Consider the following 25,997-nt stretch of genomic DNA (forward strand, 5'->3'; position numbering starts at 1 on the left):
CGATGAGAAGCGGTTCTGGAGGGCTCCCAGTTCAGCACGACTTGTATTGATCGTTTTCAGAGCCGCGTCGATTGTCTTTATCGCCTCGTTGGCCCCGTCGAAGTCAGAAATATCGATATTAGAAACCGATACTCCCGTGAGCGCTGCTGCTTGTGTCTGATCGTTTGAGAACCCAGCGTAAGCTTCGTTGTTGCCACTTAGTTTGATGCCTTCGGATGAGTCGGTTGTTAGTTTGATCGTCCCTTGTGTTTTAGGTGCGGCAGTGATTCCAAGCACACCCGCGGCTAGCGTGCCAGCGCCAGCGCCATCGGCAACAGTAATCTCGATATTGCGTCCGTCTGCAGCTTCTAAACGAATACCGGTAGAGTCTTGGATTGCCGTCACGCCCGACGACGCCGAGATAGCGTTGATCGCGTCAGCAACGTTCGCCTTGTTCGATGCAATGGAACCCGTGCCAGTGATTGTTGCGGTCGTGACACCGTTGATAGTAATCGTACCGTCGAACGTATCGTCAAAAGCTGTAGTAGTCCCTTGAGCAGCCACTGTTTTTTGTGCTTCGGCTGTCACCGTGCTTTGAGAACCGTTAATTGCCGCGGCGATCGCATAGGCGGAGTCGTCCGTACGTCCGTTGGATGCGGTGTAGCCGGTGGAGGCATTGATTGATGTGCCATTAACCGTTAGGTCCCCCGAGCCCAGCGCCGTTAGAGCTCCGCTGCCCGTGATCGTTGCCTCAAGGCGCGCCCCTAGGTCAGTTGTCCGCGAGCTTGCGATTTTGCTAATTTCAATCGTTTGGCCAGAGTTAGCGCCGATTTGAAATTTTTGACTCTTGAAGTTCCCGTCTAGAAGACGAGTTCCATTAAATTCGGTTTGGGTCGCTACGCGATCCATCTCAGCAACGAGTTGGTCAACCTCCAACTGCAGAGCCGCCCGGTCAGACGCGCTATTTGTTGCGTTTGCGGACTGGACTGCAAGCTCGCGGATGCGCTGCAGATTGTTCCCAACTTCTGCAAGGGCACCTTCGGCGGTTTGTGCTAGCGAGATACCGTCGTTTGCATTTCGAGTTGCCTGGTTAATGCCGCGAATTTGGGAGCTGAATCGTTCTGAAATCGCAAGTCCTGCAGCGTCATCTTTTGCACTGTTGATTCGAAGACCGGAAGATAGGCGTTGCAGCGAGGTAGCAAGCGATCCTTGGGAAGCGTTGAGGTTCCGCTGCGCATTCAGCGAGGCAACGTTGGTGTTGATCGTCTGGGCCATGATGTTTCTCCTGGTAGGTCAGGTTGGTCATACACCCGTATCTGCATCGCTTGCCTTGGCGGGTGCGGAGCGTTTGTTTGTGCTCTTGGTTGCTTTTACGACCCCGGGGTAAAACTCTTTAGGAATTTCTTTCGGTGCCGCGCGCGTTTCCTGCGCTTGGGGGCTTTTACGGCGCGAGGTGGGGGAACTTGAGGGGAGGGGTGGCGGCGGGTGCCGGGGCGCTGTCGGGGTGGGCTCGAGGGCGGATGGGGTGTTGGGCGCCGTTGCGTTCTTCAGAAGCGCAGCGTTCGCGGGCGAGCCCGCTCCCACGGGTGAAGCGCGCGAGCGCTGAAACGACACGACCGCCGGCGGTGTCGCGCGGCGGTCGTGGTGGGGTGATGCCTGGCAGGTGTCAGTGATCGGCCGGCGGTGGGCCGAGGACGTCGTTGAGGCTGGCGGCGTCGAGGACGGCGTCGGTCCATTCTGCGAGCGCTTGCTCGGTGGCGGCGTGGAGGCGGGTCTCGGCCCAGGGGGGGAGGGGGCCGAAGCGGCGGGTGAGCAGGCGTGCGAGGACTGCAATCTCGCCTTCGAGACGGCCTTCGTTGCGGCCTTCTAGGAGGCCTTCCGTGCGGCCTTCCACGCGACCAGCGGCGAGGTAGCCTTCGGCCCATTGTTCAATGCGTTGCGACAACATGATGCGCAGCTCCTGCAAGTCATCCAGTTCGGGGAGGAGGATGGGGTATTTGCGGTTTCGGATCAAGGCGGCGCGGATCCAGATGGCGACGATGCGGCGCACGGTGGCGTATTCGTCGGAGCGGGTGGCGGCCTCGAGTTCGGTGACTAGCGCTTGGACTGCCTCGGGGGTCTGGGGTTGCTCGAGCTTGAAGATGGCGGCGACGAGGTTCTGCGGTAGCCGGGCCAGCGTCTCGGCGGGGATGGCGCCTTCGTCGATGAGCAGGTAGCGCATCTGCGCTTGCAATCGGGCGAGAAAGGCGGGCGGCTTGGGTAGTAGTTCTGCGAGCGAAACGGGGGCGCGCCAGCGGGGCTCACCGTTGTAGAGAACGATGGGCAGCACGGGCGGGAGCAGGCCGTGCGGACCGAGCTGCTTGTTGCGGATGAGGTCCTGATAGAGCAGGCCGACATAGACCATCATGCGCAGCGCCATGAAGCGGTCGTTGCGGCTCTGGAATTCGATCAGCAGGTAGAGGTAGAGCCAGTCCTCGCCGGATTTGACGCGCCAGACGACGTCATCGGCGCGGTCGCGCAGGTCTTCGCTGACGTAGTGTCCCTTGACGGGCTCGAGGGTGGAGAAGTCGAGTTTCTGCAGCCAGGGGTCGTCGATGAAACCCTGGATGAGGTCGCGGACGATGAGCGGGTTGGAGAAGAGGAGCTTGTAGCCGGTGTCGTGGGATGTGGGCAAGAGGGCAGATGCTGATTATGCGAATGGCGTTATCTGTCTGCATCATCATCTGCTTGGCATTTTCTGGCAAGGCTCGCGGGTAGGGACCGACCTTGTTTACTTGGGGGTGAAACGCCACGACCGCCGGCGGTGTTGCGCGGCGGTCGTATCGGGTGCGGCTCGGCGGCTCATCGGCCATCGCTATCCCGAGCAGGGCACCCCGGCCTCGAAATAGATGTCGGCGATCGGCATCTGCAGCTCCACGCTGGCGAATTCGACCGCGTCACCGGGCTCGAAGGTGATGATGTCCCAGCCGATGTCGCCGCGGCGGCGGTAGAGCTCGACCTTGCATTCGTCCTGGCTGACCAGGGCGTACTCCTTGAGACTGGGGAGCGTGCGGTAGGCGCGAAGCTTTTCGCGGCGGTCGATGCCCTCGGTGGAGGGCGAGAGCACTTCGATGATGAGCACCGGGCTGTCGACCAGTTGTGTCTCGGCGTCGAGCTCGAGCAGGCGGGACTCGCAGGTGACCATCACGTCGGGGTAGAAGTAGCTGCGTTCCTTCTTCAGGTACAGCTTCACGCCTTCCATGAGGGCGCGGCAGGGCGTGCCGCGCAGGTGGGTGCGAAGGGCCGTGTATAGGTTGCCTGCGATGATGTTGTGGCGAACACTCGCCCCGGTCATGGAGAAGATTTCGCCGGCGACGTATTCGTGGCGAACGGGGGAGCGGGCCTCCAGGGTGAGGTACTCGGATTCGTCCAGCATTCGGTAGGGTCGGGATTGCATCGTGCCGTCCTCGTCTCGTGCGCCGTGTGCCATGTGCCGACGATTATAGATCCGGCCTTCGCGGTGGCAACGGCGCAGTCGATGTCACAGCCGCACGCGCAGGCGACTCAGCGTCAATGCCGATCGGTTGGCAGGGGGGTGGCATCGGCCTCGGTCGCGCTCGCTTTCCTGGATTCGCAGGGGGAAGGCGGTCTTGGATATCGTGTTCTCCTAGTGCGTGAGGGACTGCATCAGCGGTCCGGGTGTGCAGGTGGCAAGCTGTGGAAACCGGAGTTCGGTGCGGGCGAAGTCAGAGATGTTGTGGGTAACGATGGTGCACGGCCATGCGGCGACCGCAATTTCGAGCACGAAGTTGTCGCCTTCGTCGCGGAGGTTCGGTCTCCACAAGTAGCGCACATCGATCTCGGTTGCGACGGCGACAAGGTGCGCTGTGGCGGAGAGCTTGAATGCGAGGTGGGCAGCAGTTTGCTGACTGCGTAGCCGCCTTGCGGTTGTCGTTAATATTGAGTAGTTTGAATACATCTTCGATTGATTGTGGAGCTGCGCATGTCCAGAGGAATGACGATGACCGTTCGCCTGAACGAGACGCTCAGCGAGTTCGTGGCAGCGAAGGTGGGCGAGCAGGGGGATTACGAGAACATCAGCGAGTACGTCCGCGACCTGATCCGCCGCGACAAGACGCGCCTTGAGCGGGCGATGGAAGAGCGGCTCAGGATCGAACTTGCCCATGCCTTCGCGGCGCCGGAGTCGGCCTATACGCGCCTGACTGCGGGCGACGTGATCGCGCGTAACAAGGCTTGATGGCGATGGCGCAAGTCCGCGTCCAGGAGGCTGCGTCCTATCGACTTGACGAAATCTATCGCTATACGCGGGACCGCTGGGGGGTTGAGCAGGCGGACCGCTACATCAAGGGCCTGTTCGACGCCTTCGAGGGCATCGACACTCACCGGGTCGCGTCGCGCCCCATCCCGGCCGACTTCGGCGTCGAGGGGTTCTACTTCCGCTACGAGCGCCATTTCGTCTACTGGCGACGTCTGTCGAACGGCGACATCGGCATCGTGACGATAGTGCATGAACGGATGCATCAGACCGCGCGTTTTCGCGACGACCTTGGCGGGCTGTGAGCCGCGCGGGGAATACGAGATAGATCACGTTTCCGCAGGGTGGGGTCTGACCCACTCGCGCATTGCTGTATTTACCAGCGTCTGCCAGCCCGGTCCGGTCGCCTTCAGCGCGGCCAGCACGTCGGTGTCAAACCGGATCGTGGTCGGCACTTTTAGCGGTGCCCGCCCAGGCCAGGGCCGCCTCAGCGCTTCAAGTCGCGGTAAAAGTTCTCGTGGGGGCCAACAGCCTCCAGATAGACCAGTCGCACGCCGTCATCGCGGGTGTAGCCCAGCAGGTACAACTGGCCGAGGCAGCAGAACGTGTAGACCCACAATTCCGCGAGGTCGCCTTTCTTCTTTTCGCCGCTGTCAGGGTTCTGGGCCACCGTTTCGACGGCCGCATCGACCTCGGTCAACATGTTGTCGTGCAGCTTCTTGTAGACGCGAGCAAAGCGTCGGGTCTGCCGAACGTCCCAGCTCATGCCTTGGCTGTCGAGCGCGGTACGAAGACGGTGCTGTCCTCACGCGGCTCGGCCATGCTCATGAGGCTCTCGGCAATGAACGAGGCCGGCAGGTCCGGGTTGTCGAGCGCGGCCCGACCCACTTTGGCCCAGAACTCCAGCTGGCCTTGCACGGTACGGAACTCGGCTTTGGCCGCAGCGCGTGCGGCACTGACCAGGCTCTCATCGATACGCACGGACACGGTGCTCATCGCCATCTCCACTGAAATCTATTTACCACAATTGTAGGCGCGCCCTGCGTTGTGGTCAAAGGACCCGATGACGTTGGTCACTTTAATGCGCTGGCGGGGTGAGGCTCGGTTGGGTCTATCGATCGACGGGTGGTTTCACCGATGATCGCGCGATTTCGTGCAGCAGTTCGTAGGCACGTGAGCGCACCCTTCGTTCCTCGCTCAATCGACGTTGCGGAACACCTTCTGCCATGCAATCTCCACCTCCAGGCACTGCAACTGCAGCGGCTGCTCGGGTTCGATTTCCTGCAGTTCCCAGCGATTGCCTTGCGTGCGCCGGTAGTGCTCGATGCGTCGCGTGTCGGGGTCGATGAGGACGAATTCCTGCAGTGAGTCGATGCGGCGGTAGGCGGCGAATTTTTCGCCACGGTCGTAGGCGGCGGTTGCCGGGGAGAGCACCTCGACGATGAGCTTGGGCGCGCGCATGAACTGGTCGGCGCGGTGGTCGGCGGGGTCGCAGGTGACCAGGACGTCGGGGTAGAAGTAGGCCTCGTCCTGCGCGGCCTGCACCTTCATGTCGGCCATGTAGGCGCGGCAGGGGGTGCCGTCGAGGGCGTCGTCGAGGGCGTTGAAGACGTTGCCGGAGATCGTCACGTGCCGCCGGCTGGCGCCGCCCATCGCGAAGGTCTCACCGCGCACGTATTCATGCTTCTCGGGCTGCTCGGCTTCCCAGCGCAGGTAGTCGTTGGCAGTGAAGGGGGGTACGGGCTGGGGCAGGGCCATGATGGGTTCCATCGGGCGAAGACGTGATGGACGGATTATAGTCCGCCACATGAACGCCAAACCCCGCCACGTCGAGCGCGCCCTGCACGAGCGGGTCGAGATCGTACCTTACGATCCCGCCTGGCCAGCGCGTTTCGAGGAAGAGGCGGCGCGGCTGCAGGCGCAGTTGCCGGAGGAGCTGATCGGGCGGATCGAGCATTTCGGCAGTACCGCCGTGCCGGGGCTGGCGGCGAAGCCGATCGTGGACATGCTGGTCGAGGTGCGATCGATGGAGGCCGTGGTGCAGCACATCGCACCGATCCTGAAGCGCGAGGGCTACGAGTTCTTCTGGCGCGACCGCGAGCGCGGGCTGCCGGGTATCGCCTATGCGTGGTTCATCAAGCGCGACGCGGCGGGCCGGCGCACGCATCACATTCATTGTCTGGAGCCGGGGTCGTCGGAGTGGGAGCGGCTGCTGTTCCGCGACTATCTGCGCGCGCACCCGGAAGCGGCACGTGCCTATGGGGCGCTGAAGCAGCGCATTGCTGCAGAGCATCCGGACGATCGCGTGGCGTATGCAAAGGCGAAGACGGATTTCGTGTGCGAGGCGATGCGCACGGCGCGCAAGGAAAAGGGCGCCTGAATTTCCCCAGGCGCCCTTCGAGGCAGGTCGTGTGATACGACGGCGGGCGCGGAACTTGCCACCCACCGTTGCCGAATCTGCGCGTGACTTACATCCCCTGGTAGATCGGCCCTTCGCCCCCCTGCGGCACCACCCAGTTGATGTTCTGCGTCGGGTCCTTGATATCGCAGGTCTTGCAGTGGATGCAGTTCTGCGCGTTGATCTGCAGGCGCGGGTTGGCACCGCCGTCGTCGCGAACGATCTCGTACACCCCTGCCGGGCAATAGCGCTGCTCGGGGGCGTCGTACTTCGCCAGATTGACCGAGATCGCCACCGACGGGTCCTTGAGCTGCAGGTGGCAGGGCTGCTCTTCTTCGTGGTTGGTGTTCGACAGGAAGACTGACGACAGGCGATCGAAGGTGAGCACGCCGTCGGGCTTGGGGTAGTCGATCTTCGGGCAGTCGGCGGCCGGCTTGAGCTTGTCGTGGTCGGCGCTGTTGTGCAGCGTCCAGGGGGCCTTGCCGCGGAACAGCATCTGGTCCATGCCAAACAGTAGCGAGCCCATGATCAGGCCCTTCTTCATCAGCGGCTTGAAGTTGCGGTACTTGTGCAGTTCGGCGTACAGCCACGAGTCGCGGAAGGCGGCGGGGTAGGCGGTGAGCGCGTCGCGCTGGCGCTCGTGGACGAGGGCGTCGAAAGCGGCTTCGGCGGCGAGCATGCCCGACTTGATCGCGGTGTGCACACCCTTGATGCGCGCGGCGTTGAGGAAGCCGGCGTCGTCGCCGATCAGGCCGCCGCCGGGGAAGATCAGCCGCGGCAGACTCTGGATGTTGCCGGTGGCAATGGCACGGGCGCCGTAGGCCAGGCGCTTGCCGCCCTCGATGTGCTTGCGCACCGCGGTATGGGTCTTCCAGCGCTGCATCTCGTCGAACGGCGACAGGTGCGGGTTCTCGTAGTTCAGACCGACCACGAAGCCGAGCGCAACCAGGTTGTCCTCGAGGTGGTAGATGAAGCCGCCGCCGTAAGTGGCGTTGTTCATCGGCCAACCGGCCGTATGCACGACCAGGCCGGGGCGATGCATCTCGGGCTTGACCTCCCACAGCTCCTTGATGCCGATGCCGTAGGTCTGGGGGTCGACGCCGTCGCGCAGGTTGAATCTGGCCTCGAGCTGCTTGCCGAGATGGCCGCGACAGCCTTCGGCGAACAGGGTGTATTTGGCGTGCAGCTCCATGCCCGGCTGGTGGTGCGGACCGGGGGTGCCGTCACGGGCGAGGCCCATGTCGCCGGTGGCGATGCCCTTCACCGCGCCGTTCTCGTCATAGAGAATCTCGGCTGCAGCGAAGCCAGGATAGACTTCAACGCCGGCGGCTTCGGCCTGTTCGCCCAGCCACTTGACCACATTGCCCAGGCGGACGATGTAGTTGCCATGGTTGTCGAAGCAATCGGGCGTGAGCGCGGGCGGATTGCGGAACGAGCCCTTCTCGGTGAGGAAGACGACCTGGTCTTCGGTGACCGAGGTGGTCAGCGGAGCGCCTTTCTCCTTCCAGTCGGGGATCAGCTCGGAGAGTGAGCGCGGGTCGATGACCGCACCAGACAGGATGTGCGCGCCGATCTCGGCGGCCTTCTCGATCAGGCACACCGAGATCTCCTGACCCTTGGCTTCGGCCAGTTGCTTCAAGCGGATCGCGGCGCCCAGCCCGGCCGGGCCTCCGCCGACGATCAGCACATCGAATTCCATCGATTCGCGTTCCATCCTGTTCTCCTGTTCCCTTCTCGGGGCACGTCGGTGCCGTCAGTTTAAACCCTCGCGCGGGCCCGGGACGCTCACGCCAGAGATGAATCCCGGGTGCTGCACAACATACGGGTGCGTATGTTACATTAGCTTGCTGACCAAATACAAAGAGGAGATCGCACGATGAACGAACAGGCGAAGCTGATCTATACCACTCGCATGGCCGTGCGCTGGGGCGACATGGACGCCTACAGCCATGTGAACAACACGGTGTACTTCCGCTACTTCGAGCAGACGCGGGTGGAATGGCTCGAGCAGATGGGCTGCCGGGTCAGTCCCGAAGAGCCGATCGGTCCTGTCATCATCAACGCCGCGTGCACCTTCTTTGCGCCGGTGAATTATCCTGCGACGGTCGTCATCAAGATGTACGCCGGCGAGCCAGGACGCTCGAGTGTGATGACCTGGTACGAGCTCTTCGTCGAAGGCGAGGATCGCGTCTATTGCGAAGGCTCGGCGAAGACGGTGTGGATGGACACCCGCACCGGAAGATCGGCGCCGATTCCCGATGTGGTGCGCGCGCTGTTCGACTGAGTCGCCAGCGCAGTGCCGACGCCGCGAGGACGGCGTCACCGGGTATCGCGCCACGACGAGTGCGGCCCGAGAGACAACCCGAAGTTTCGATTGATGGTGAGGAGACATCATGAATCTGCATGAAGACAAGCCCTTGTGGGTGCCCTCTGCCGAGCGTATCGCCGGCGCCAACGTGACCGCCTTCCGGCTCGCTGCCGCGCAGCGCTGGGGCGTCGACTTGCCCGACTACGACGCGCTGTACGACTGGTCGGTGGCGCAGCCGGAGCAGTTCTGGGTGAGCGTGTGGGAGGGCGATGGCATCGGTAGCGGCGTCATCGGCCACCGCGGCGAGCGCGTGCTGGTCGATGGCGACAAGATGCCCGGCGCGCAGTGGTTCCCCGACGCAAAGCTCAACTTCGCGCGCAACCTGCTGCGCTCGCGCGATGCCCACGACGCGATCGTGTTCTGGGGCGAAGACCATGTGATGAACCGCATGAGCCACGGCGAGCTGTATCGCGCGGTGGCGCACTTCGTCGCCGCGCTGCGCGAGATGGGCGTGGGCGAGGGCGACCGCGTCGCCGCCTACATGCCCAACATGCCCGAGACGGTGATCGCCATGCTGGCGGCGGCGAGCATCGGCGCCATCTTCACCTCGGCCTCGCCGGACTTCGGCGTGCAGGGCGTGCTCGACCGCTTCGGCCAGACCGAGCCCAAGGTGCTGATCGCCTGCGATGGCTATTACTACGGTGGCAAGACGGTCGACGTGCTGGGCAAGCTCGGCGAGATCGTCGGTCAGTTGCCCTCGGTCAAGCGCGTCGTGGTGGTGCCCTACGTGCATGCCGAGCATGACCTGTCTCACGTGCCGCACGCGCGCATGTACGCGGAGTTCATCGCGCCCTTCCACTTCGTCGACGACATCGAGTTCGCCGAGCTGCCCTTCGATCATCCGCTGTACATCATGTACTCATCGGGCACCACCGGCGTGCCCAAGTGCATCGTGCATTGCGCCGGCGGCGCGCTGCTGCAGCACCTGAAGGAACACAAGCTGCACGGCGACGTGAAGCCCGCTGACCGCGTGTTCTACTTCACCACCTGCGGCTGGATGATGTGGAACTGGCTGGTGTCCGCGCTCGCCGCCGAGGCCACGCTGCTGCTCTACGACGGCTCGCCCTTTGCCGGCGACAACCAGATCCTGTTCGACTACGCCGACGCCGAGCACATGACCCACTTCGGCACCTCGGCCAAGTTCCTCGACGCCGCGGCGAAGTTCGGGTTGAAACCCCGGGAAACCCACAAGCTACACAGCGTGCGCGCCATGATGAGCACCGGCAGCCCGCTGGTGGCCGAAGGCTTCGACTACGTGTATCGCGACATCAAGGCCGACCTGCAGCTCTCGTCCATCTCCGGCGGCACCGACATCATCTCCTGCTTCGTGCTCGGCAGCCCGGTGCTGCCGGTGTGGCGCGGCGAGATCCAGTGCCGTGGCCTGGGGATGGCGGTGGACGTGTGGGACGACGACGGCAAGCCGGTGCGCGGCGAGAAGGGCGAGCTGGTGTGCTCCAGGCCCTTCCCGGTGATGCCGATCGGCTTCTGGGGTGATGCCGACGGCAGCAAGTACCGTGCAGCTTATTTCGAGCGCTTCGACAACGTGTGGTGCCACGGCGACTTCTGCGAGATCACCGCCCACGGCGGGCTGGTCATCTACGGAAGGTCGGACGCCACGTTGAACCCGGGCGGGGTGCGCATCGGCACCGCAGAGATCTACCGCCAGGTCGAGAAGCTCCACGAGGTCGTCGAGTCGCTGGTGATCGGCCAGGACTGGCCGCCGCAGAACCCCAACGACGTGCGCGTGGTGCTGTTCGTGAAGCTGCGCGAGGGGCTGGCGCTGGACGACGACCTGGTGCGCCGCATCCGCCAGACCATCCGCGACAACACCACGCCGCGCCACGTGCCGGCCAAGGTGCTGGAGGTGGCCGACATCCCGCGCACCAAGAGCGGCAAGATCGTCGAGTTGGCGGTGCGGAACGTGGTGCATGGTCGTCCGGTCAAGAACCAGGAAGCGCTCGCCAATCCGGAGGCGCTGGCGCACTTCCGCGACCGCGCCGAACTCGAGGGCTAAGGAGGAATGACGATGCTGATGAATCGCGACAAATCGGTGCTGCTGATCGTGGACGTGCAGGCGCGGCTCGCGCCCTACATTCACAAGGGCCAGCAGGTGGCGGAGCATTGCGCCTGGCTGGCGCAGGTGGCCGAGCGGGTGGGCGTGCCGGTGGTGGTGACCGAGCACTTCCCGGAGAAGATCGGCGGCACGCTCGATCTGGTGCGCGAGGTGACCACCAACGCGCAGTACGTGGGCAAGCAGTGCTTTTCTGCGCAGGCCGATGGCTGCCTCGCGGGGACGGCGGTGGATCAGCGCCGCCAGGTGATCGTGTGTGGCACCGAGGCGCACGTGTGCGTGCAGCAGACCGCGCTCGACCTGCGCTGGGCGGGCAAGGAGGTCTTCATCGTCGCCGAGGCCTCGGGTTCGCGCGAGCCGGCCAACCGCGACCTGGCGTTTGCACGCATGCGCAGCCACGGCATCGAGATCGTGTCACGCGAGATGGTGGCCTTCGAGTGGCTGCAGCGCGGCGGCACCGAGCTGTTCCGTGAGGTCAACCGCGACTTCATCCGTTAGCGCCTGACCCGTGGGAGCAAATGTCTGTGGGAGCGGGCTTGCCGCGTCAGGGTTCGATCGCGATCCCGAGCAGCGGCTCGCCGTTGCCGATGGGGCCGATCGCGCTCGCCTGGCCGCTCGCGAGGTCGATGCGGTAGAGCGTAGGCGTGGGCGCGGCGCGTGTCGTCAGCGCGGCGAGCGCGGTGTTGGTGACGTCCGAGATGTCGAAGTGGGCGTCGGTGATCGCAGTCACGCCAAGCGCGCCGACCGTTGTCAGGTGCCCGGTGTTGGGCGACACCACCGGCTCGACGCCTTCCACTGACCCTTGGCGCACGAGCGCGCCGAGCTCGCCGTCGATGGCGAAGTTGGTCGTGAGCTTTTCGTCGTCGTTGTTGTAGGTGTAGGCCGCGGCGATCACGCGCGGCGTGCGTCCGGCGTTGGCATCGTCGCTGCCGAAGGCGAGCGCTCCATCGGGCTGCAGGCCTTCGGCATCGGGTTTGAAATCCACCAGCGCGCCGGTCTCGGGATGCGCGCGCAGGTTCTGGCCGCGATCGGAGACGATGCGGATGCGGTCTGCCGCCGGGTTGAAGTCGAAGCCGAAGCGCGTGCCCTCGAGCGCGAGCGCGAACGGCGCCGCGCCCACCGGCTTCAGCGCGCCGCTGTCCACGTCGACGGTGAACACGCGCCCGCTGCTGCCGAGCGCGAACATCACCCCGTAAGCCACCCGGTAGTCGATGCCGAGGATGCGCTCATTGGGCGGGAGTCCGTAAAGCGTCACGCTGCGGGTGATTTTCTGCGGGTCGGCCGCGGAAACGGCGATAAGCTGATGCGACTCGCTTACGGCGTACAGCCTGATCTTCTCGAGTGTCGTCTGCGCGCTGGCCGGTGTTGCGAATGCGGCGGCGCACAGGCCGAGCATCGGGAGCGCCAGGCGGGCGATGGAGTGCGGCATCGGGTGTCCTTGACAGGTTTGTGAACGATCGCCGCCGAAGATAAACCGGTCCTGCACTATCGGAGCGTGATCAAGTTGGCATTGGCGTCGGGTCGTCTGCGGCATCTCCTGGCCGTGGTGGTGGGGGCGTTCGCATGCCCGTTGGCGATGGCTGCGAGCCTTGTGCTGCAGGTCGTCGACGAGCAGGGCGCGGCGCTCGAGCACGCGGCGGTGGCGCTCAAGCCGGTCGGCGCCACGCCGGCGCTCAAGTCCGGCACTGCCGAGATCGTCCAGCAGGGCAAGCGCTTCATCCCGCTGATGACGGCGGTGCCGACCGGTACGGCGATCAGCTTTCCCAACCTCGACACCGTGCGCCACCACGTCTATTCCTTCTCGCCCGCCAAGTCCTTCGAGCTCAAGCTGTACATCGGTACGCCGGCCGCGCCGGTAGTGTTCGACAAGCCCGGGGTGGTGGTGATGGGCTGCAACATCCATGACCCGATGGTGGCCTATGTCGTGGTGTCCGATACGCCCTGGGTGGGCGTCAGCGATGCCACGGGCCAGGTGCGCATCGACGGGGCTCCGGCGGGCGAGTACGAGCTCGAATACTGGCATCCGCGCTGGGCAGGAAGCACGAACGAACTCGAGCGCCAGCCGCTACGCCTGAGCGGCGAGGACCGTCACACCCTGGTGATCGGAGCACAGCCCTGATGAGCGTTGGTTTCTGGAAGGGGTTCAGGAAGCTGCAGTGGCGGATCGCCGCGTGGACCGCGCTCATCCTGCTGTCGGTGCAGATCGGCGGCCTGTTCCTGTTCGAGCACATCGGGCGCAGCAGCGCGCTCGGCGAGGTGAGGGCACAGCTCGAGACCGGTGATCGCGTGTTCGCCCGCCTGCTCGAGCAGCGCGCCGACCAGCTTGCGCAGGCGGCGCGGGTGCTGGCGGCCGACTACGGATTTCGAGCCGCGCTGTTGTCGGCCGATCGCGGCACGGTGGTGTCGGCGCTGGAGAACCATGGCACGCGCATCGGGGCCAGCCAGATGCTGCTGATCGGGCTCGACGGTCAGCTGGTCGCGGCCCATCCGCCGGGCGCGGGTGTGCAGCCGGCGGGCTTGACGGATCTCATCGCCGTCGCCCGCGAGCGTGGCAGTGCCACCGGCTTCCAGTCGGTGGCGCAGACGCTCTACCAGCTCGTCGTCGTGCCGGTGATGGCGCCGGTGCCCGTGGCCTGGGTGGTGGTGGGCTTTGCGGTCGACGAGGCCTTCGCGCTCGACCTCAAGCGCCTGACCGGCCTCGACGTCAGCCTGCTGCGCCAGCCTGCGGGCGGCGTGGCGCAGCTCGTCGTCAGCACGCTGCCGCAAGCGCCGCAGGCCGCGCTGCTGGCGCGCGAGGACGTGGGCTCGATGCAGATCCACGGCATCGAGCATGTGGGGCTGCGCCACGTGGTGGACGCGCAGGCCGACGAGCAGGTCTCGGCCGTGCTGCAGCTCTCGCTCGAGCGCGCGCTCGAGCCGTGGGAACGCCTGTATCGGGAGTGGGCCGGGCTGTCGGTGGCCGCCACCCTGGTGATGCTGTTCGCCAGCGTGTGGATGGGGCGCACCATTGCGGCGCCGGTGACGCGACTCGCGGAGTTTGCCCATCGGGTCGAGGAGGGCGACTACGCGGCGCCCCTGCCGGCGCAGCGCGACGACGAGATCGGCCGCCTGGCCGACGCCTTCGGGCTGATGACCGAAGCCATCGCCAGCCGCGAGGCGCGCATCACCGAACTCGCCTATCGCGACGCGCTCACCGGCCTGCCCAACCGTGTGCATTTCATCGCCGGGCTCGAGCGCTGCCTGCAGGCTGCCGGCGCTGCCCAGCACACGCTGGCGGTGCTCACCCTCGACCTCGACCGTTTCAAGCTCATCAACGACACCCTCGGCCATGCATTTGGCGACCTCGTGCTGGAGGAAGTGGGCCATCGCCTGCTGCGCGCCGGCGTTCGCCAGCGCGACGTGGGCGAGCACCTGCGGATGGCCGACAATGGCGTGGCGCGTCTGGGCGGTGACGAATTCGCGGTGCTGGTGCCCGACGCCGACGCGTGGGCGGCGCGGGTGGTGGCCGACCGCATCGCCACGGCGCTCGAGCAGCCGATGAGCCTTCAGGGCCAACTGGTCGACGTGCGCGCCAGCATCGGCATCGCGCTCTTTCCGGACCACGGCAGCGCGGCCGGCGACCTGATGCGCTGCGCCGACGTCGCCATGTACAAGGCCAAGCACAGCCACACCGGCATCAGCCTCTACGACCCGGCGCACCACAGCCGCAATGCCGCGCGCCTGTCGCTGCTCACCGAGCTGCGCCAGGCCGTCGAGCGCGACGAGCTGGTGCTGTTCTACCAGCCCAAGTACGCCTTCGGCCCGGGTGATGCGCTGAGCGTCGAGGCGCTGGTGCGGTGGGTGCATCCGCGGCGCGGCTTCGTGCCGCCGATGGAGTTCATTCCCTTCGCCGAGCAGACCGGCTACATCAAGACCATCACCCTGTGGGTGCTGGAGCGCGCGGTGCGCCAATGCGCGCAATGGCGGCACGCCGGGCGCCAGGTGAGCGTGAGCGTGAACCTGTCGGCGCGCGACCTGCTGCAGGCCGATCTGCCGGAGCGCTTTCTCGCCATGCTCGAGCGCCACGGCTGCGCGGCGGACTGGATCACGCTCGAGATTACCGAAAGCGCGGTGCTCGACGACCCGGGCAAGGCGCTGGCCAACCTCGAGCGCCTGCGCGCCACCGGTTGCCAGCTCTCGATCGACGACTACGGCACCGGCTATTCGTCGCTGTCCTATGTGCGCCAGATGCCAGTGCAGGAAATGAAGATCGACCGCAGCTTCGTGATGAACCTGCTCACCCAGCCCGATGATGAAATCATCGTCCGGTCGACGATCGAGCTGGCGCACAACATGGGCCTGGTGGTAACGGCCGAGGGTGTCGAGACCGAGGCTGTGCTCGAGCGCCTGGGGACGCTAGGCTGTGATCTCGCGCAGGGCTATTTCATCGGCAAGCCGATGGCGGCGGTGGACCTGGTCGCCTGGATTGACACCTCCCCGTGGGCGCATGGCGGGCACCACCGCGGTCTCGCCGCGGAGGCCGACGCCGCGGCACCTGGCGTCTGACCTAGGGAAAACTCGGGTAGCCCCTTCAATGCGCATCGCCTAACCTGTCTGCTTCTTGATCGGCGACGCAACAAGCAACTCCACAGGCACTTCAACAAGCAACGCCGTTACATCGACTGCCGGAGCATTGCCGTGCGCCTCGCCGTGACCTGAACAACAACAGGGGGCGAGAGATGGAAAATCGGGAAAAGAGCCGGCTGGCCGCAAACGTGGATGCAGTGGTGGAACAGATCGCGGCACGTTTGCCGGCAGAGCAGGCGCACGCGATCAGCGCCTTCGCAACGCGATTCTTTGCCCAGGTGGACCCGGAGGATCTCGAGTCGTTGTCGGTGTCGGACCTGTACGGCGCCGTGCTCAGCCAGTGGCATTTCATCGCGCGTCGTACTGCCGGCAGCGTCGTCCGCGTGTTCAACCCGCGGCTCGACGAACACGGCTGGGAATCGGCGCACACCGTGATCGAGATCGTCGGTGACGACATGCCCTTCCTGGTCGACTCGGTGACCATGGAGATCAACCGCCAGGGGCTCACCCTTCACCTCATCATTCACCCGGTCCTGCGCGTGGTGCGCGACGAAAGCGGGCAGTTGCAGCGGTTGGCCGAACGCGGTGAGGACGACGCGCGTCGTGAATCGGTGATGCACCTCGAGGTCGATCGGCGCTCCGATCCGGCCGACATCAAGGCCTTGCGCGAGGGCCTGGAGCACGTGCTTGCCGACGTGCGCGCCGCGGTCACCGACTGGCCGCGCATGCGCGAACGGCTGCACGAAGTGATCGCCGACATCGACGCCATCCCGGCGACGGTCGACGCCGAGGAGCGGGCCGAAGCGCGCGCCTTCCTCGAATGGCTGGCGGCGGACAACTTCGTGCTGCTCGGCTGCCGTGATTACGAGCTCATCAGCAGCGACGAGGGCAACGAGTTGCGCATCGTGTCCGGCTCAGGGCTGGGGCTGTTGCGCGGGGAAGGCGAGGACGGGCAGTCGCGCTCTTTTGCCGCGCTGCCGCCGCAGCTCAAGGCTCAGGCCCACGTGCCGGGCGTGCTGACCATCACCAAGTCCAACACGCGCTCCACCGTGCACCGCCCGGGTTACCTCGATTTCCTCGGCGTCAAGATCTACGACGCGGACGGTCGCGTGCGCGGCGAGCGGCGGGTGATCGGCCTGCTCGCCTCGACCGCTTACGGCACCACGCCGGCGCAAGTTCCCTTGTTGCGGCGCAAGGTGGCGGCGGTCATCGAGCGTGCCGGACTGCCGCCCGGCGGCCATGCGGCCAAGACACTGCAGACCATCATCGAGCGCTATCCGCGCGACGAGCTGTTCCAGATCGGCACTGACGAGCTGTACACCCACGTGATGGGCATCCTGCGCCTGGGCGAGCGCCTGCGCACGCGGCTTTTCGTGCGCTGCGACCCCTTTGCACGCTTCGTGTCCTGCCTCATCTACGTGCCGCGCGAGCACTACAACACCGACCAGCGCAAGCGCATGCAGGCCGTGCTGATGGAGGCCTTCAACGGCGCCTCGTCCGAGTTCGACGTGCAGTTCTCCGACTCGGCGCTCGCCCGCATCCTGATCACGGTGCGCACGCAGGATTCGATCATCCCGCCCTTCGATACGCGCGAACTCGAGCAGCGCCTGATCCGTGCCTCGCGGCGCTGGGAAGACGAGCTGCAGCAGGCGCTGGTGGAACAGTTCGGCGAAGAGCGCGGGCTGGCCCTGTTGCGGCGCTACGGCAGCGGCTTTCCGGCGGGCTACCGCGAGGACTATTCGCCGCGCATGGCCGTGTTCGACATCGAACAGATGGAGGCGCTGGCCGACACCGAGGCGCTCGGGCTCAACCTCTATGTGCCGCTCGAGGCCCCTGCCGGGCGCCTGAATCTGCGCCTGTACCGCCTGGATGCGCCGGTGCCCCTGTCGCAGAGCCTGCCCATGCTCGAGAAGATGGGCGTGAAGGCGATGGACGAGCGCCCCTCGGAAATCCAGCGCCAGGACGGGCGTACGCTGTGGATGCATGATTTCGGCCTGCACTACGCAGGGGCGGAGAACCTGAACATCCACGATGTGCGGCCGCTGTTCCAGGATGCATTCCTGCGCGCCTGGCGCGGTGAGGTCGAGAACGACGACTTCAACCGCCTGGTGCTGCTCGCCGGGTTGTCGTGGCGCGAGGTGAGCGTGCTGCGCGCCTACGCCAAATACATGCGCCAGGCGGCTTTCACCTTCAGCCTGGCCTACATGGAGCAGACTCTCGCTGCCTATCCGAAGCTGGCGCGCGCGCTGTTCGAACTCTTCCGTACCCGCTTCGATCCCGCGCTGGCGGGTGAGCGCGAGGCGCAGTGCGCCGCCCTGATGGCGGGCATCGAAGCCGAACTCAACGGCGTCGCCAACCTCGATGAGGACCGCATCCTGCGTCAGTTCCTGGCCATGATCCAGGCCACGCTGCGCACCAACTGGTTCCAGCGCGGCAAGGACGGCGCACCGAAAGCCTATACCTCGTTCAAGCTTTTGCCGGCGAAGATCCCCAACCTGCCGCAGCCTTTGCCGATGTTCGAGATCTTCGTGTATTCGCCGCGCCTCGAGGGTGTGCACCTGCGCGGTGGCAAGGTGGCGCGCGGTGGTCTGCGCTGGTCCGACCGCATGGAGGACTTCCGCACCGAGATCCTCGGCCTGGTGAAGGCGCAGATCGTCAAGAACGCGGTGATTGTGCCGGTGGGCTCGAAGGGCGGCTTCGTGGTCAAGTGCCCGCCTGCGGAAGGCGGGCGCGAGGCCTTGCTCGCCGAAGGCATCGCCTGCTATCGCAACTTCCTGCGTGGCCTGCTCGACCTCACCGACAACCTGGTGCAGGGCGCCGTGGTGCCGCCGGCCGACGTGGTGCGCCACGACGAGGACGATCCGTATCTGGTGGTGGCGGCCGACAAGGGCACAGCGAGCTTCTCCGACTACGCCAACGAGGTTTCCGCTGAGTACGGCTTCTGGCTCGGCGACGCCTTCGCCTCCGGTGGCTCCGTGGGCTACGACCACAAGAAGATGGCGATCACCGCGCGTGGCGCCTGGGAGGCGGTCAAGCGCCATTTCCGCGAGATGGGCAAGAACATCCAGGAAGAGCCCTTCACCGCCGCCGGCGTTGGCGACATGTCGGGCGACGTGTTCGGCAACGGCATGCTGCTGTCGAAGCAGACGCGGCTGATCGCGGCCTTCGACCACCGTCACATCTTCATCGACCCCGATCCCGATCCCGCGCGCTCGTGGGAAGAGCGCGCGCGGCTCTTCGCGTTGCCGCGTTCGAGCTGGGACGACTACGACAAGGCGCTGATCTCGAAGGGCGGCGGCGTGTGGCCACGCAGCGCCAAGTCGATCAGCCTGTCGCCCGAGCTGCGTGCTGCGCTCGACATCCAGGTCGAGCGCCTGGCCCCGACCGAGCTGATCCGCGCCATCCTCACCGCGCCGGTCGAGCTGCTCTACAACGGCGGCATCGGCACCTACATCAAGGCCGCATCCGAGACCGACGCGGCGGTGGGCGACCGCGCCAATGACCCGGTGCGGGTCAATGGCGGCGAGCTGCGCTGCAAGGTGCTGGGCGAGGGCGGCAACCTGGGGGCCACCCAGCTCGGGCGCATCGAATTCGCGCTCAAGGGCGGGCGGGTCAACACCGACGCCATCGACAACTCGGGTGGGGTGGATTGCTCGGACCACGAGGTCAACATCAAGATCCTGCTCGGCGGCGTGGTGGCCGAGGGCGAGCTGACCATGAAGCAGCGCAACCAGCTGCTCGCCGATATGACCGACGAGGTTGCCGCGCTCGTGCTGCGCGACAACTACGCGCAGACGCAGATCCTGTCGGTGACCCGTGGGCGCGGCGTGGCGCTGCTCGACGAGCAGGCGGATTTCATGCGCCGCCTGGCCCACGCCGGGCGCCTGAACCGCAAGCTCGAGTTCCTGCCCATGGACGAGGAGGTCGCCGAGCGCAAGGCCGCGCGCATCGGGCTCACCAACCCGGAACTCGCGGTGCTGCTGGCCTACAGCAAGATCGAGCTCTATGACGAGGTGCTGGCCTCCGACGTGCCGGAGGACCCCTACATCCGCACCGCGCTCGAGCGCTACTTCCCGGTGCCGCTGCGCGAGCGGTTCTCGGCGCAGATCCAGGCTCACCCACTGCGCCGCGAGATCATCTCGACGCATGTCATCAACAGCATGATCAACCGCGTCGGACCGACCTTCGTGCATCGGCTCAAGGGCGAACTCGGCGCCGCTGCGGCGGACATCGTGCGCGCCTACATGGCGACGCGCGAGATCTTCGGGCTGGTCGGGCTCTGGCGGGATATCGAGGCGCTCGACAACCGCATCGACGACGCGGTGCAGGCCGAGCTGATCATGGAGTCCGGCCGGCTGGTGCAGCGTGGCACGCTGTGGTTCCTGCGTCATCGGCGCTGGCTGGCCGACCTGCAGGCGACGCTGGCGCACTTCTCGCCGGGTGTGACGGCGCTGGCCGCGCGCCTGGCCGAGTACGTGGCGCCGGCCTACCGCGCCGAACTCGACGAGTCGATCGCGCGTCGGGTGGAGCGGGGGGTGCCCGAGGCGCTGGCGCAGCGGGTGGCGGCGCTCGATGAGCTGTATTCCGCGCTCGACCTGGTCGAGATTGCTTCCGAGAGCGGGCGGGACGAGGCGATGGTGGCGCAGGTGTACTTCGCCCTCGGCGGCGAGCTCGATCTGCACTGGCTGGGTCGCCAGATCTCCGCGCTGTCGGCCGAAACGCGCTGGCAGAACCTCGCCCGCGGCGCGCTGCGCAGCGACCTGTCGGCGTTGGCGAGAACGCTCGCTGGCGAGGCGATCCGGCTGGCGCCGGCGGGGAGCGAGCTTGATGCCGTGCTCGAGGACTGGCGCAGGCGTGCTGCCGTCGCCCTCGAGCGCTACCAGCACCTGCTTGGCGAGATCCGCGGCGCGCAAAGCATCGACCTGGCGATGGTGTCCGTGCTGCTGAGGGAGCTGCGAGGCATGGCCTGAGCGGGCTGCACGCGGGGTCTTCGGTGGGAGCGGGCTGGTCCGCGAATGTTTCCGTGGGAGCTTGCCCGCGAATGGACGCCGGTGCCGGCCCCGTTCGCGGGCAAGCCCGCTCCTACTGTGTTCCAGCGCCGGCGATGCGGCTGCGGCCGTGATGTGTTGATGGGGGCGGGCGGTCGTGGCATGTACCCGCGATGCTGACTTGGCGCCGTCGCTTCGGTTATCATCGCGCTTTCCCGCAGCACATCTCCCATGACCAAATACGTCTTCGTAACCGGCGGTGTCGTGTCCTCCCTGGGCAAAGGCATCGCCGCCGCCTCTTTGGGGGCAATCCTCGAGTCCCGTGGCATCAAGGTCACGCACCTCAAGCTGGACCCTTACATCAACGTCGATCCGGGCACCATGAGCCCGTTCCAGCACGGTGAGGTCTTCGTCACCGAAGACGGTGCGGAAACCGACCTCGACCTCGGCCATTACGAGCGCTTCACCAGCGCCAAGATGAGTAGACGCAACAACTTCACCACCGGCCAGATCTACGAGTCGGTGCTGAAGAAGGAGCGCCGCGGCGAGTACCTGGGCAAGACCGTGCAGGTCATCCCGCACATCACCGACGAGATCAAGACCTACGTCCGTCGTGGCGCGGAAGGCGCCGACGTGGCGATCGTCGAGGTCGGCGGCACCGTGGGCGACATCGAATCGCTGCCTTTCCTGGAGGCGATCCGCCAGATGGGCTTCGAGGAAGGTCGCCACGGCACCTGCTTCATCCACCTCACGCTGCTGCCCTACATCCCGACCGCCGGCGAGCTCAAGACCAAGCCGACCCAGCACTCGGTCAAGGAGTTGCGCGAGATCGGCATCCAGCCCGACATCCTGCTCTGCCGCGCCGATCGCTCGGTGCCGGAAGACGAGCGGCGCAAGATCGCGCTGTTCTGCAACGTGATGCCCGAGGCGGTCATCGAGTGCCTGGACGCCGACTCGATCTACAAGATCCCGGGCCAGCTGCACGACCAGATGCTCGACCAGATCGTCTGCCACAAGCTCGACATCCTCGCCCGCGCGGCTGATCTGTCGGTGTGGGAGAAACTGATCCACGCGCTCGAGAATCCGAAGCAGTCGGTCGACATCGGCTTCGTCGGCAAGTACGTCGATCTCACCGAGTCGTACAAGTCGCTGATCGAGTCGCTCAATCACGCTGGCATGCACACCGAGTCGAAGGTCAAGATCCACTACATCGACTCCGAGGACATCGAGCGCGACGGCTGTGACGTGCTCAAGGCCATGGATGCCATCCTGGTGCCGGGCGGCTTCGGCAAGCGCGGTACCGAAGGCAAGATCGCCGCCATCCGCTATGCGCGCGAGAACAAGGTGCCCTACCTGGGCATCTGTCTCGGCATGCAGCTCGCCGTCGTCGAGTTCGCCCGCGACGTCGCCGGGATGGACGGCGCGCACTCGACCGAGTTCGAGCGCGACACCCCGTACCCGGTCATCGGCCTGATCACCGAGTGGAAGGACCGTAGCGGCAAGATCGAGAAGCGCTCCGAGGAGTCCGATCTCGGCGGCACGATGCGCCTGGGCGGCCAGGTCTGCCAGTTGAAGGAAGGCACGCTGGCGCGCGCGATCTATGGCGCCCCCGAGGTCATGGAGCGTCACCGCCACCGCTACGAGGTCAACAACACCTTGCTCGCCAAGCTCGAAGGCAAGGGCCTGGTCGTGTCGGGGCGCGCGCCGGTCACTGACCTGTGCGAGATGATCGAGCTGCCTTCCGATGTCCATCCGTGGTTTGTCGGCTGCCAGTTCCATCCGGAATTCACCTCCAACCCGCGCAAGGGCCATCCGCTGTTCACCGCCTACGTGAAGGCGGCGATCGCGCACAAGCAGGCTGCGGCCTCAAGGAGCGAAGCATGAACCTCTGCGGTTTCGACGTCGGTCTCGACAAGCCCGTCTTCCTGATCTCTGGCCCCTGCGTGGCCGAGTCCGAACAGATGTGCCTGGACATCGCGGGCCAGATGAAGGAAATCTGCGCCGAGCTGGGCATCCCTTACATCTTCAAGGCCTCCTACGACAAGGCCAACCGCAGCTCGGGCAAGAGCTTCCGCGGCCACGGCATGGACGCTGGCCTCAAGATGCTCGAAGCAGTCAAGAAGCAGCTCGGCCTGCCGGTGCTGACCGACGTGCACTCGATCGAGGAAATCCCGCTCGTGGCCTCGGTGGTTGACGTGCTGCAGACGCCCGCCTTCCTGTGCCGCCAGACCGACTTCATCCACGCCGTGGCCGCCAGCGGCAAGCCGGTGAACATCAAGAAGGGCCAGTTCCTCGCCCCCGGCGACATGAAGAACGTCGCCGACAAGGCGAAGGAAGCCAACGGCGGCGCCGACACCATCATGGTGTGCGAGCGCGGGGCGTCCTTCGGCTACAACAACCTCGTCTCCGACATGCGCTCGTTGGCGATCATGCGCGACACCGGCTGCCCGGTGGTGTTCGATGCCACCCACTCGGTGCAGTTGCCCGGCGGGCAGGGCACGGCCTCGGGCGGCCAGCGCGAGTTCGTGCCGGTGCTGGCGCGCGCCGCGGTGGCAGTCGGCGTGGCCGGTCTGTTCATGGAAACCCACCCCGATCCCGCCAAGGCGCTGTCCGATGGTCCCAATGCGTGGCCGCTGTCGAAGATGAAGGCGCTGCTGACCACGCTCAAGGACATCGACGCCCTGGTCAAGCGCCAGGGTTTCCTCGAAACGACGCTCTGATAACCGTTTGTGGGCGCGCTAAAACAATGTGCGGAGCAGTCTCGCTGTGGGAGCGGGCTTGCCCGCGAACATCGCGACCTCGGACGCCGCTTTCGCCGGCAAGCCCGCTCCCACGGCACGAACCCAGCTTCCGGACGCTCCATTTGAATCCTCCCCTACTGCTACAGGACAAGACATGAGTGCAATCGTTGATGTGATCGCCCGCGAGATTCTCGATTCCCGCGGTAACCCCACCGTCGAAGCCGACGTGCTGCTGGAATCCGGGGTGATGGGCCGCGCGGCCGTGCCTTCGGGCGCGTCGACCGGTTCGCGCGAGGCGATCGAATTGCGTGACGGTGACAAGTCGCGCTTCCTCGGCAAGGGCGTGCTGCGTGCGGTCGAGAACGTGAACACCGAGATCGCCGAAGCGATCATCGGCCTCGATGCCGAGGAGCAGGCCTTCATCGACCGCACCCTGATCGAGCTCGACGGCACCGATAACAAGTCGCGCCTGGGCGCCAACGCCATGCTGGCGGTGTCGATGGCCGTGGCCAAGGCCGCTGCCGAAGAGGCTGGCCTGCCGCTGTACCGCTATTTCGGCGGTTCCAGCCCGATGGTGATGCCGGTGCCGATGATGAACGTCATCAACGGCGGCGAGCACGCCAACAACAGCCTCGACATCCAGGAATGCATGATCATGCCGGTGAGCATGGGCAGCTTCCGCGAGGCCCTGCGCTGCGGCGCCGAGATCTTCCAGCACCTGAAGAAGATCGTCGACGCCAAGGGCTACCCCACCACCGTCGGCGACGAAGGCGGCTTCGCTCCCAACGTCTCGGGCACCGAAGAAGCGCTCAATCTGATCCAGGAGGCCATCGTCGCCGCTGGCTACGTGCCGGGCGAGGACGTGCTGTTTGCGCTCGACTGCGCCGCCAGCGAGTTCTACAAGGACGGCAAGTACGAACTCAAGGGCGAAGGCCTGTCGCTGAGTGCCGAGGGCTTCACCGACTACCTCGAGACCCTGTGCGACAAGTTCCCGATCGTGTCGATCGAGGACGCCATGGCCGAGGGCGACTGGGACGGCTGGAAGATCCTGACCGATCGCCTGGGCAAGCGCGTGCAGCTGGTGGGCGACGACCTCTTCGTCACCAACACGAAGATCCTCGCGCAGGGCATCGAGCAGGGTGTGGCAAACTCGATTCTGATCAAGATCAACCAGATCGGCACGCTGACCGAGACCTTCGCCGCGGTCGAGATGGCCAAGCTCGCCGGCTATACAGCAGTGATCTCGCACCGATCGGGCGAGACCGACGACTCGACCATTGCCGACATCGCCGTGGGCCTGCGCGCGATGCAGATCAAGACCGGCTCGCTGAGCCGTTCTGACCGCATCTCGAAGTACAACCAGTTGCTGCGCATCGAGGAAGACCTGGGCGATACGGCCTTCTATCCGGGCAAGCGCGCGTTCTATAACCTGCGCTGAAGCAAGGGCTGATCAGGAAGGCCGGCGGCCACCCCCGCCGGCCTTTTTGTGGTCCATGTCCCTTGTGACCCCAGCCCGTTGTGACCCCAGCCACTGTGACCTCAGTAGCTGTGACCCTCGGCCCTGTGGGAGCGGGCTTGCCCGCGAAAGTCGCTTGGCGACCGTCGAAAAATCACGGCCAGATTCACTGCCACCAACAATTGAGTCCCTGTCCTTCTGATGCGCTGGCCGATTCTGATCCTGATCGCACTGGTCACCGTGCTGCAGTACCCGCTCTGGCTCGGCAAGGGGGGGTGGCTGCGCGTGTGGGAAGTCGATCGCCAGTTGCAGGCCCAGCGCGAGCAGAATCTTCGCCTGGAGCAGCGCAACGCAAGCCTCGAGGCCGAGGTCAACGACCTGAAGTCCGGCAATGAGGCGATCGAGGAGCGTGCGCGCTTCGAACTCGGCCTCACCAAACCCGGCGAGATCTACGTCCAGATTCCGAGCCGTTGATTCACCGGCCGTCGGTCTCGCCGATCAGTCAAGCCGATCGCCTGCGCTCGTCCGTTCCAGGTGTCGTCAATTGCGGGCAAGCAGCGTGCGCGCACCGTCGATGCGCTGAGCGAAATAACGGTTGTCGAGGCGCTCCACGCGCACCCTGCCGCGGCTGTTCGGTGCGTGCACGAAGCGGCCATCGCCGATGTAGATGCCCATATGCGAATGGCGACGCTTCATCGTGTTGAAGAACACGAGGTCACCCGGACGTAGTTCGCTGACGTCGATCGGACGGGTGCGGTCGGCAATCTGCGCGGCGTTGTGCGGTAGCCGGCTGCTGCTGATGTTCTCGACGATATAGGCCACCATGCCGCTGCAGTCGAGGCCCGCGTCCGGGTTGCGGCCGCCGAACCGATAACCGGTGTCGAGCAGGCCGAGCGCGAACAGCACCATCTCCTGTGTCTGCGACTCGTGATCGAGCGCGATGTACGGTCCTGAGACCGGGCTCGACGGTGCGGCAGGGCGCACCGACGGCTGCGGGGCGACTGGCGTCGAACTGCAGCCGGCGAGCAGCGCCAGCACAAGCGCGCCACCGACGAGCATCACCCGCCCAGGTTTCCCGGCTGCTGCTCGGTGTGCGGCGCCGGCTTCGCCACGATGGGTACCCTGCTTCGATCGGAGCGTCATCTTCATGGCTGCAAAGATAAGCCCGCGACGGC

Annotated in this window: 24 protein-coding genes; 13 read left to right on the top strand and 11 right to left on the bottom strand. The window is 65.5% G+C overall.

Annotated features, from left to right (window positions below):
* The 4 genes from RBT54_RS03635 to RBT54_RS03650 form a co-directional block, all read right to left on the bottom strand.
* The coding region (locus RBT54_RS03635; RefSeq protein WP_320364203.1) for a flagellin at positions 1-1,254 on the bottom strand (1,254 nt) is incomplete at its 3' end.
* A gap of 391 nt (positions 1,255-1,645) precedes the next feature.
* The gene (locus RBT54_RS03640) at positions 1,646-2,653 is read right to left on the bottom strand and encodes an Rpn family recombination-promoting nuclease/putative transposase (protein ID WP_320364205.1); all 1,008 of its coding nucleotides are present in this window, start codon (positions 2,651-2,653) and stop codon (positions 1,646-1,648) included.
* A gap of 180 nt (positions 2,654-2,833) precedes the next feature.
* Entirely contained in the window at positions 2,834-3,394 is a 561-nt protein-coding gene (locus tag RBT54_RS03645) for a Uma2 family endonuclease (protein WP_320364207.1), read from the bottom strand.
* Positions 3,395-3,625: 231 nt separating this feature from the next.
* Entirely contained in the window at positions 3,626-3,937 is a 312-nt protein-coding gene (locus tag RBT54_RS03650) for a PIN domain-containing protein (protein ID WP_320364209.1), read from the bottom strand.
* A gap of 42 nt (positions 3,938-3,979) precedes the next feature.
* Here RBT54_RS03650 and RBT54_RS03655 point away from each other — a divergent pair, with 42 nt between their 5' ends.
* A complete protein-coding gene (locus RBT54_RS03655; RefSeq protein ID WP_320364211.1) occupies positions 3,980-4,216 on the top strand; it encodes an addiction module antitoxin in 237 nt (78 codons plus the stop codon).
* Between the two features lie 5 nt (positions 4,217-4,221).
* Positions 4,222-4,539 (top strand): type II toxin-antitoxin system RelE/ParE family toxin, encoded by a 318-nt coding sequence (locus RBT54_RS03660; RefSeq protein ID WP_320364213.1) that lies wholly within the window; start codon positions 4,222-4,224, stop codon positions 4,537-4,539.
* 24 nt (positions 4,540-4,563) lie between these two features.
* On the opposite strand, the gene RBT54_RS03665 is transcribed toward RBT54_RS03660, so the two are convergent.
* The 4 genes from RBT54_RS03665 to RBT54_RS03680 all read right to left on the bottom strand — a co-directional run bounded on the left by RBT54_RS03665 (position 4,564) and on the right by RBT54_RS03680 (position 5,992).
* Positions 4,564-4,725, bottom strand: coding sequence for a BrnA antitoxin family protein (locus RBT54_RS03665; protein ID WP_320364470.1), 162 nt, complete (start codon positions 4,723-4,725; stop codon positions 4,564-4,566).
* A complete protein-coding gene (locus RBT54_RS03670) occupies positions 4,722-5,000 on the bottom strand; it encodes a type II toxin-antitoxin system RelE/ParE family toxin (RefSeq protein WP_320364215.1) in 279 nt (92 codons plus the stop codon). The genes RBT54_RS03665 and RBT54_RS03670 overlap by 4 nt, the downstream gene beginning before the upstream one ends.
* Positions 4,997-5,230, bottom strand: coding sequence for a TA system antitoxin ParD family protein (locus tag RBT54_RS03675; RefSeq protein ID WP_320364216.1), 234 nt, complete (start codon positions 5,228-5,230; stop codon positions 4,997-4,999). Before RBT54_RS03675 ends, RBT54_RS03670 begins: the two co-directional genes overlap by 4 nt.
* 201 nt (positions 5,231-5,431) lie before the next feature.
* Complete coding sequence (locus tag RBT54_RS03680; protein WP_320364218.1) at positions 5,432-5,992, bottom strand: Uma2 family endonuclease; 561 nt, start codon at positions 5,990-5,992, stop codon at positions 5,432-5,434.
* A gap of 49 nt (positions 5,993-6,041) precedes the next feature.
* On the opposite strand from RBT54_RS03680, the gene RBT54_RS03685 reads away from it, so the two are divergent.
* Positions 6,042-6,614 carry a GrpB family protein gene (locus tag RBT54_RS03685; RefSeq protein ID WP_320364219.1) on the top strand — a complete coding sequence of 191 codons (573 nt, stop codon included), beginning with the start codon at positions 6,042-6,044 and terminating at the stop codon, positions 6,612-6,614.
* A gap of 88 nt (positions 6,615-6,702) precedes the next feature.
* Here the strand turns inward: RBT54_RS03685 and RBT54_RS03690 are convergent, their stop codons facing one another.
* Positions 6,703-8,346: an electron transfer flavoprotein-ubiquinone oxidoreductase gene (locus RBT54_RS03690; RefSeq protein WP_320364221.1), complete on the bottom strand. Its 1,644-nt coding sequence runs from the start codon at positions 8,344-8,346 to the stop codon at positions 6,703-6,705.
* 162 nt (positions 8,347-8,508) lie between these two features.
* Between RBT54_RS03690 and RBT54_RS03695 the strand changes: the two genes are divergently transcribed.
* The 3 genes from RBT54_RS03695 (at position 8,509) to RBT54_RS03705 (ending at position 11,569) form a co-directional block, all read left to right on the top strand.
* The gene (locus RBT54_RS03695) at positions 8,509-8,916 is read left to right on the top strand and encodes a thioesterase family protein (protein WP_320364223.1); all 408 of its coding nucleotides are present in this window, start codon (positions 8,509-8,511) and stop codon (positions 8,914-8,916) included.
* A 109-nt stretch (positions 8,917-9,025) separates the two neighbouring features.
* Positions 9,026-11,014, top strand: coding sequence for an acetoacetate--CoA ligase (locus RBT54_RS03700; protein WP_320364225.1), 1,989 nt, complete (start codon positions 9,026-9,028; stop codon positions 11,012-11,014).
* A 12-nt stretch (positions 11,015-11,026) separates the two neighbouring features.
* The gene (locus RBT54_RS03705) at positions 11,027-11,569 is read left to right on the top strand and encodes an isochorismatase family protein (RefSeq protein WP_320364227.1); all 543 of its coding nucleotides are present in this window, start codon (positions 11,027-11,029) and stop codon (positions 11,567-11,569) included.
* Between the two features lie 46 nt (positions 11,570-11,615).
* Here the strand turns inward: RBT54_RS03705 and RBT54_RS03710 are convergent, their stop codons facing one another.
* Entirely contained in the window at positions 11,616-12,500 is an 885-nt protein-coding gene (locus RBT54_RS03710; RefSeq protein ID WP_320364229.1) for a DUF4394 domain-containing protein, read from the bottom strand.
* Positions 12,501-12,647: 147 nt separating this feature from the next.
* Here RBT54_RS03710 and RBT54_RS03715 point away from each other — a divergent pair, with 147 nt between their 5' ends.
* The 7 genes from RBT54_RS03715 to ftsB all read left to right on the top strand — a co-directional run bounded on the left by RBT54_RS03715 (position 12,648) and on the right by ftsB (position 25,296).
* Positions 12,648-13,190 carry a methylamine utilization protein gene (locus tag RBT54_RS03715; protein WP_320364231.1) on the top strand — a complete coding sequence of 181 codons (543 nt, stop codon included), beginning with the start codon at positions 12,648-12,650 and terminating at the stop codon, positions 13,188-13,190.
* Positions 13,190-15,616, top strand: coding sequence for a putative bifunctional diguanylate cyclase/phosphodiesterase (locus RBT54_RS03720; protein WP_320364233.1), 2,427 nt, complete (start codon positions 13,190-13,192; stop codon positions 15,614-15,616). The genes RBT54_RS03715 and RBT54_RS03720 overlap by 1 nt, the downstream gene beginning before the upstream one ends.
* 173 nt (positions 15,617-15,789) lie before the next feature.
* Entirely contained in the window at positions 15,790-20,607 is a 4,818-nt protein-coding gene (locus RBT54_RS03725; RefSeq protein ID WP_320364235.1) for an NAD-glutamate dehydrogenase, read from the top strand.
* Between the two features lie 249 nt (positions 20,608-20,856).
* Positions 20,857-22,509, top strand: a complete 1,653-nt coding sequence (locus RBT54_RS03730) for a CTP synthase (protein ID WP_320364237.1) — start codon at positions 20,857-20,859, stop codon at positions 22,507-22,509.
* Positions 22,506-23,345, top strand: a complete 840-nt coding sequence (kdsA, locus tag RBT54_RS03735) for a 3-deoxy-8-phosphooctulonate synthase (protein ID WP_320364239.1) — start codon at positions 22,506-22,508, stop codon at positions 23,343-23,345. The genes RBT54_RS03730 and kdsA overlap by 4 nt, the downstream gene beginning before the upstream one ends.
* A 175-nt stretch (positions 23,346-23,520) precedes the next feature.
* Positions 23,521-24,804, top strand: coding sequence for a phosphopyruvate hydratase (gene eno / locus RBT54_RS03740; protein ID WP_320364241.1), 1,284 nt, complete (start codon positions 23,521-23,523; stop codon positions 24,802-24,804).
* Between the two features lie 219 nt (positions 24,805-25,023).
* Positions 25,024-25,296 carry a cell division protein FtsB gene (gene ftsB / locus RBT54_RS03745; protein ID WP_320364243.1) on the top strand — a complete coding sequence of 91 codons (273 nt, stop codon included), beginning with the start codon at positions 25,024-25,026 and terminating at the stop codon, positions 25,294-25,296.
* A 66-nt stretch (positions 25,297-25,362) separates the two neighbouring features.
* Here ftsB and RBT54_RS03750 read toward each other — a convergent pair whose 3' ends face one another.
* Complete coding sequence (locus RBT54_RS03750) at positions 25,363-25,965, bottom strand: C40 family peptidase (RefSeq protein WP_413788420.1); 603 nt, start codon at positions 25,963-25,965, stop codon at positions 25,363-25,365.
* Positions 25,966-25,997: the final 32 nt, after the last annotated feature.

This window comes from Thauera sp., from assembly GCF_034003485.1.
Classification (GTDB): Bacteria; Pseudomonadota; Gammaproteobacteria; order Burkholderiales; family Rhodocyclaceae; genus Thauera.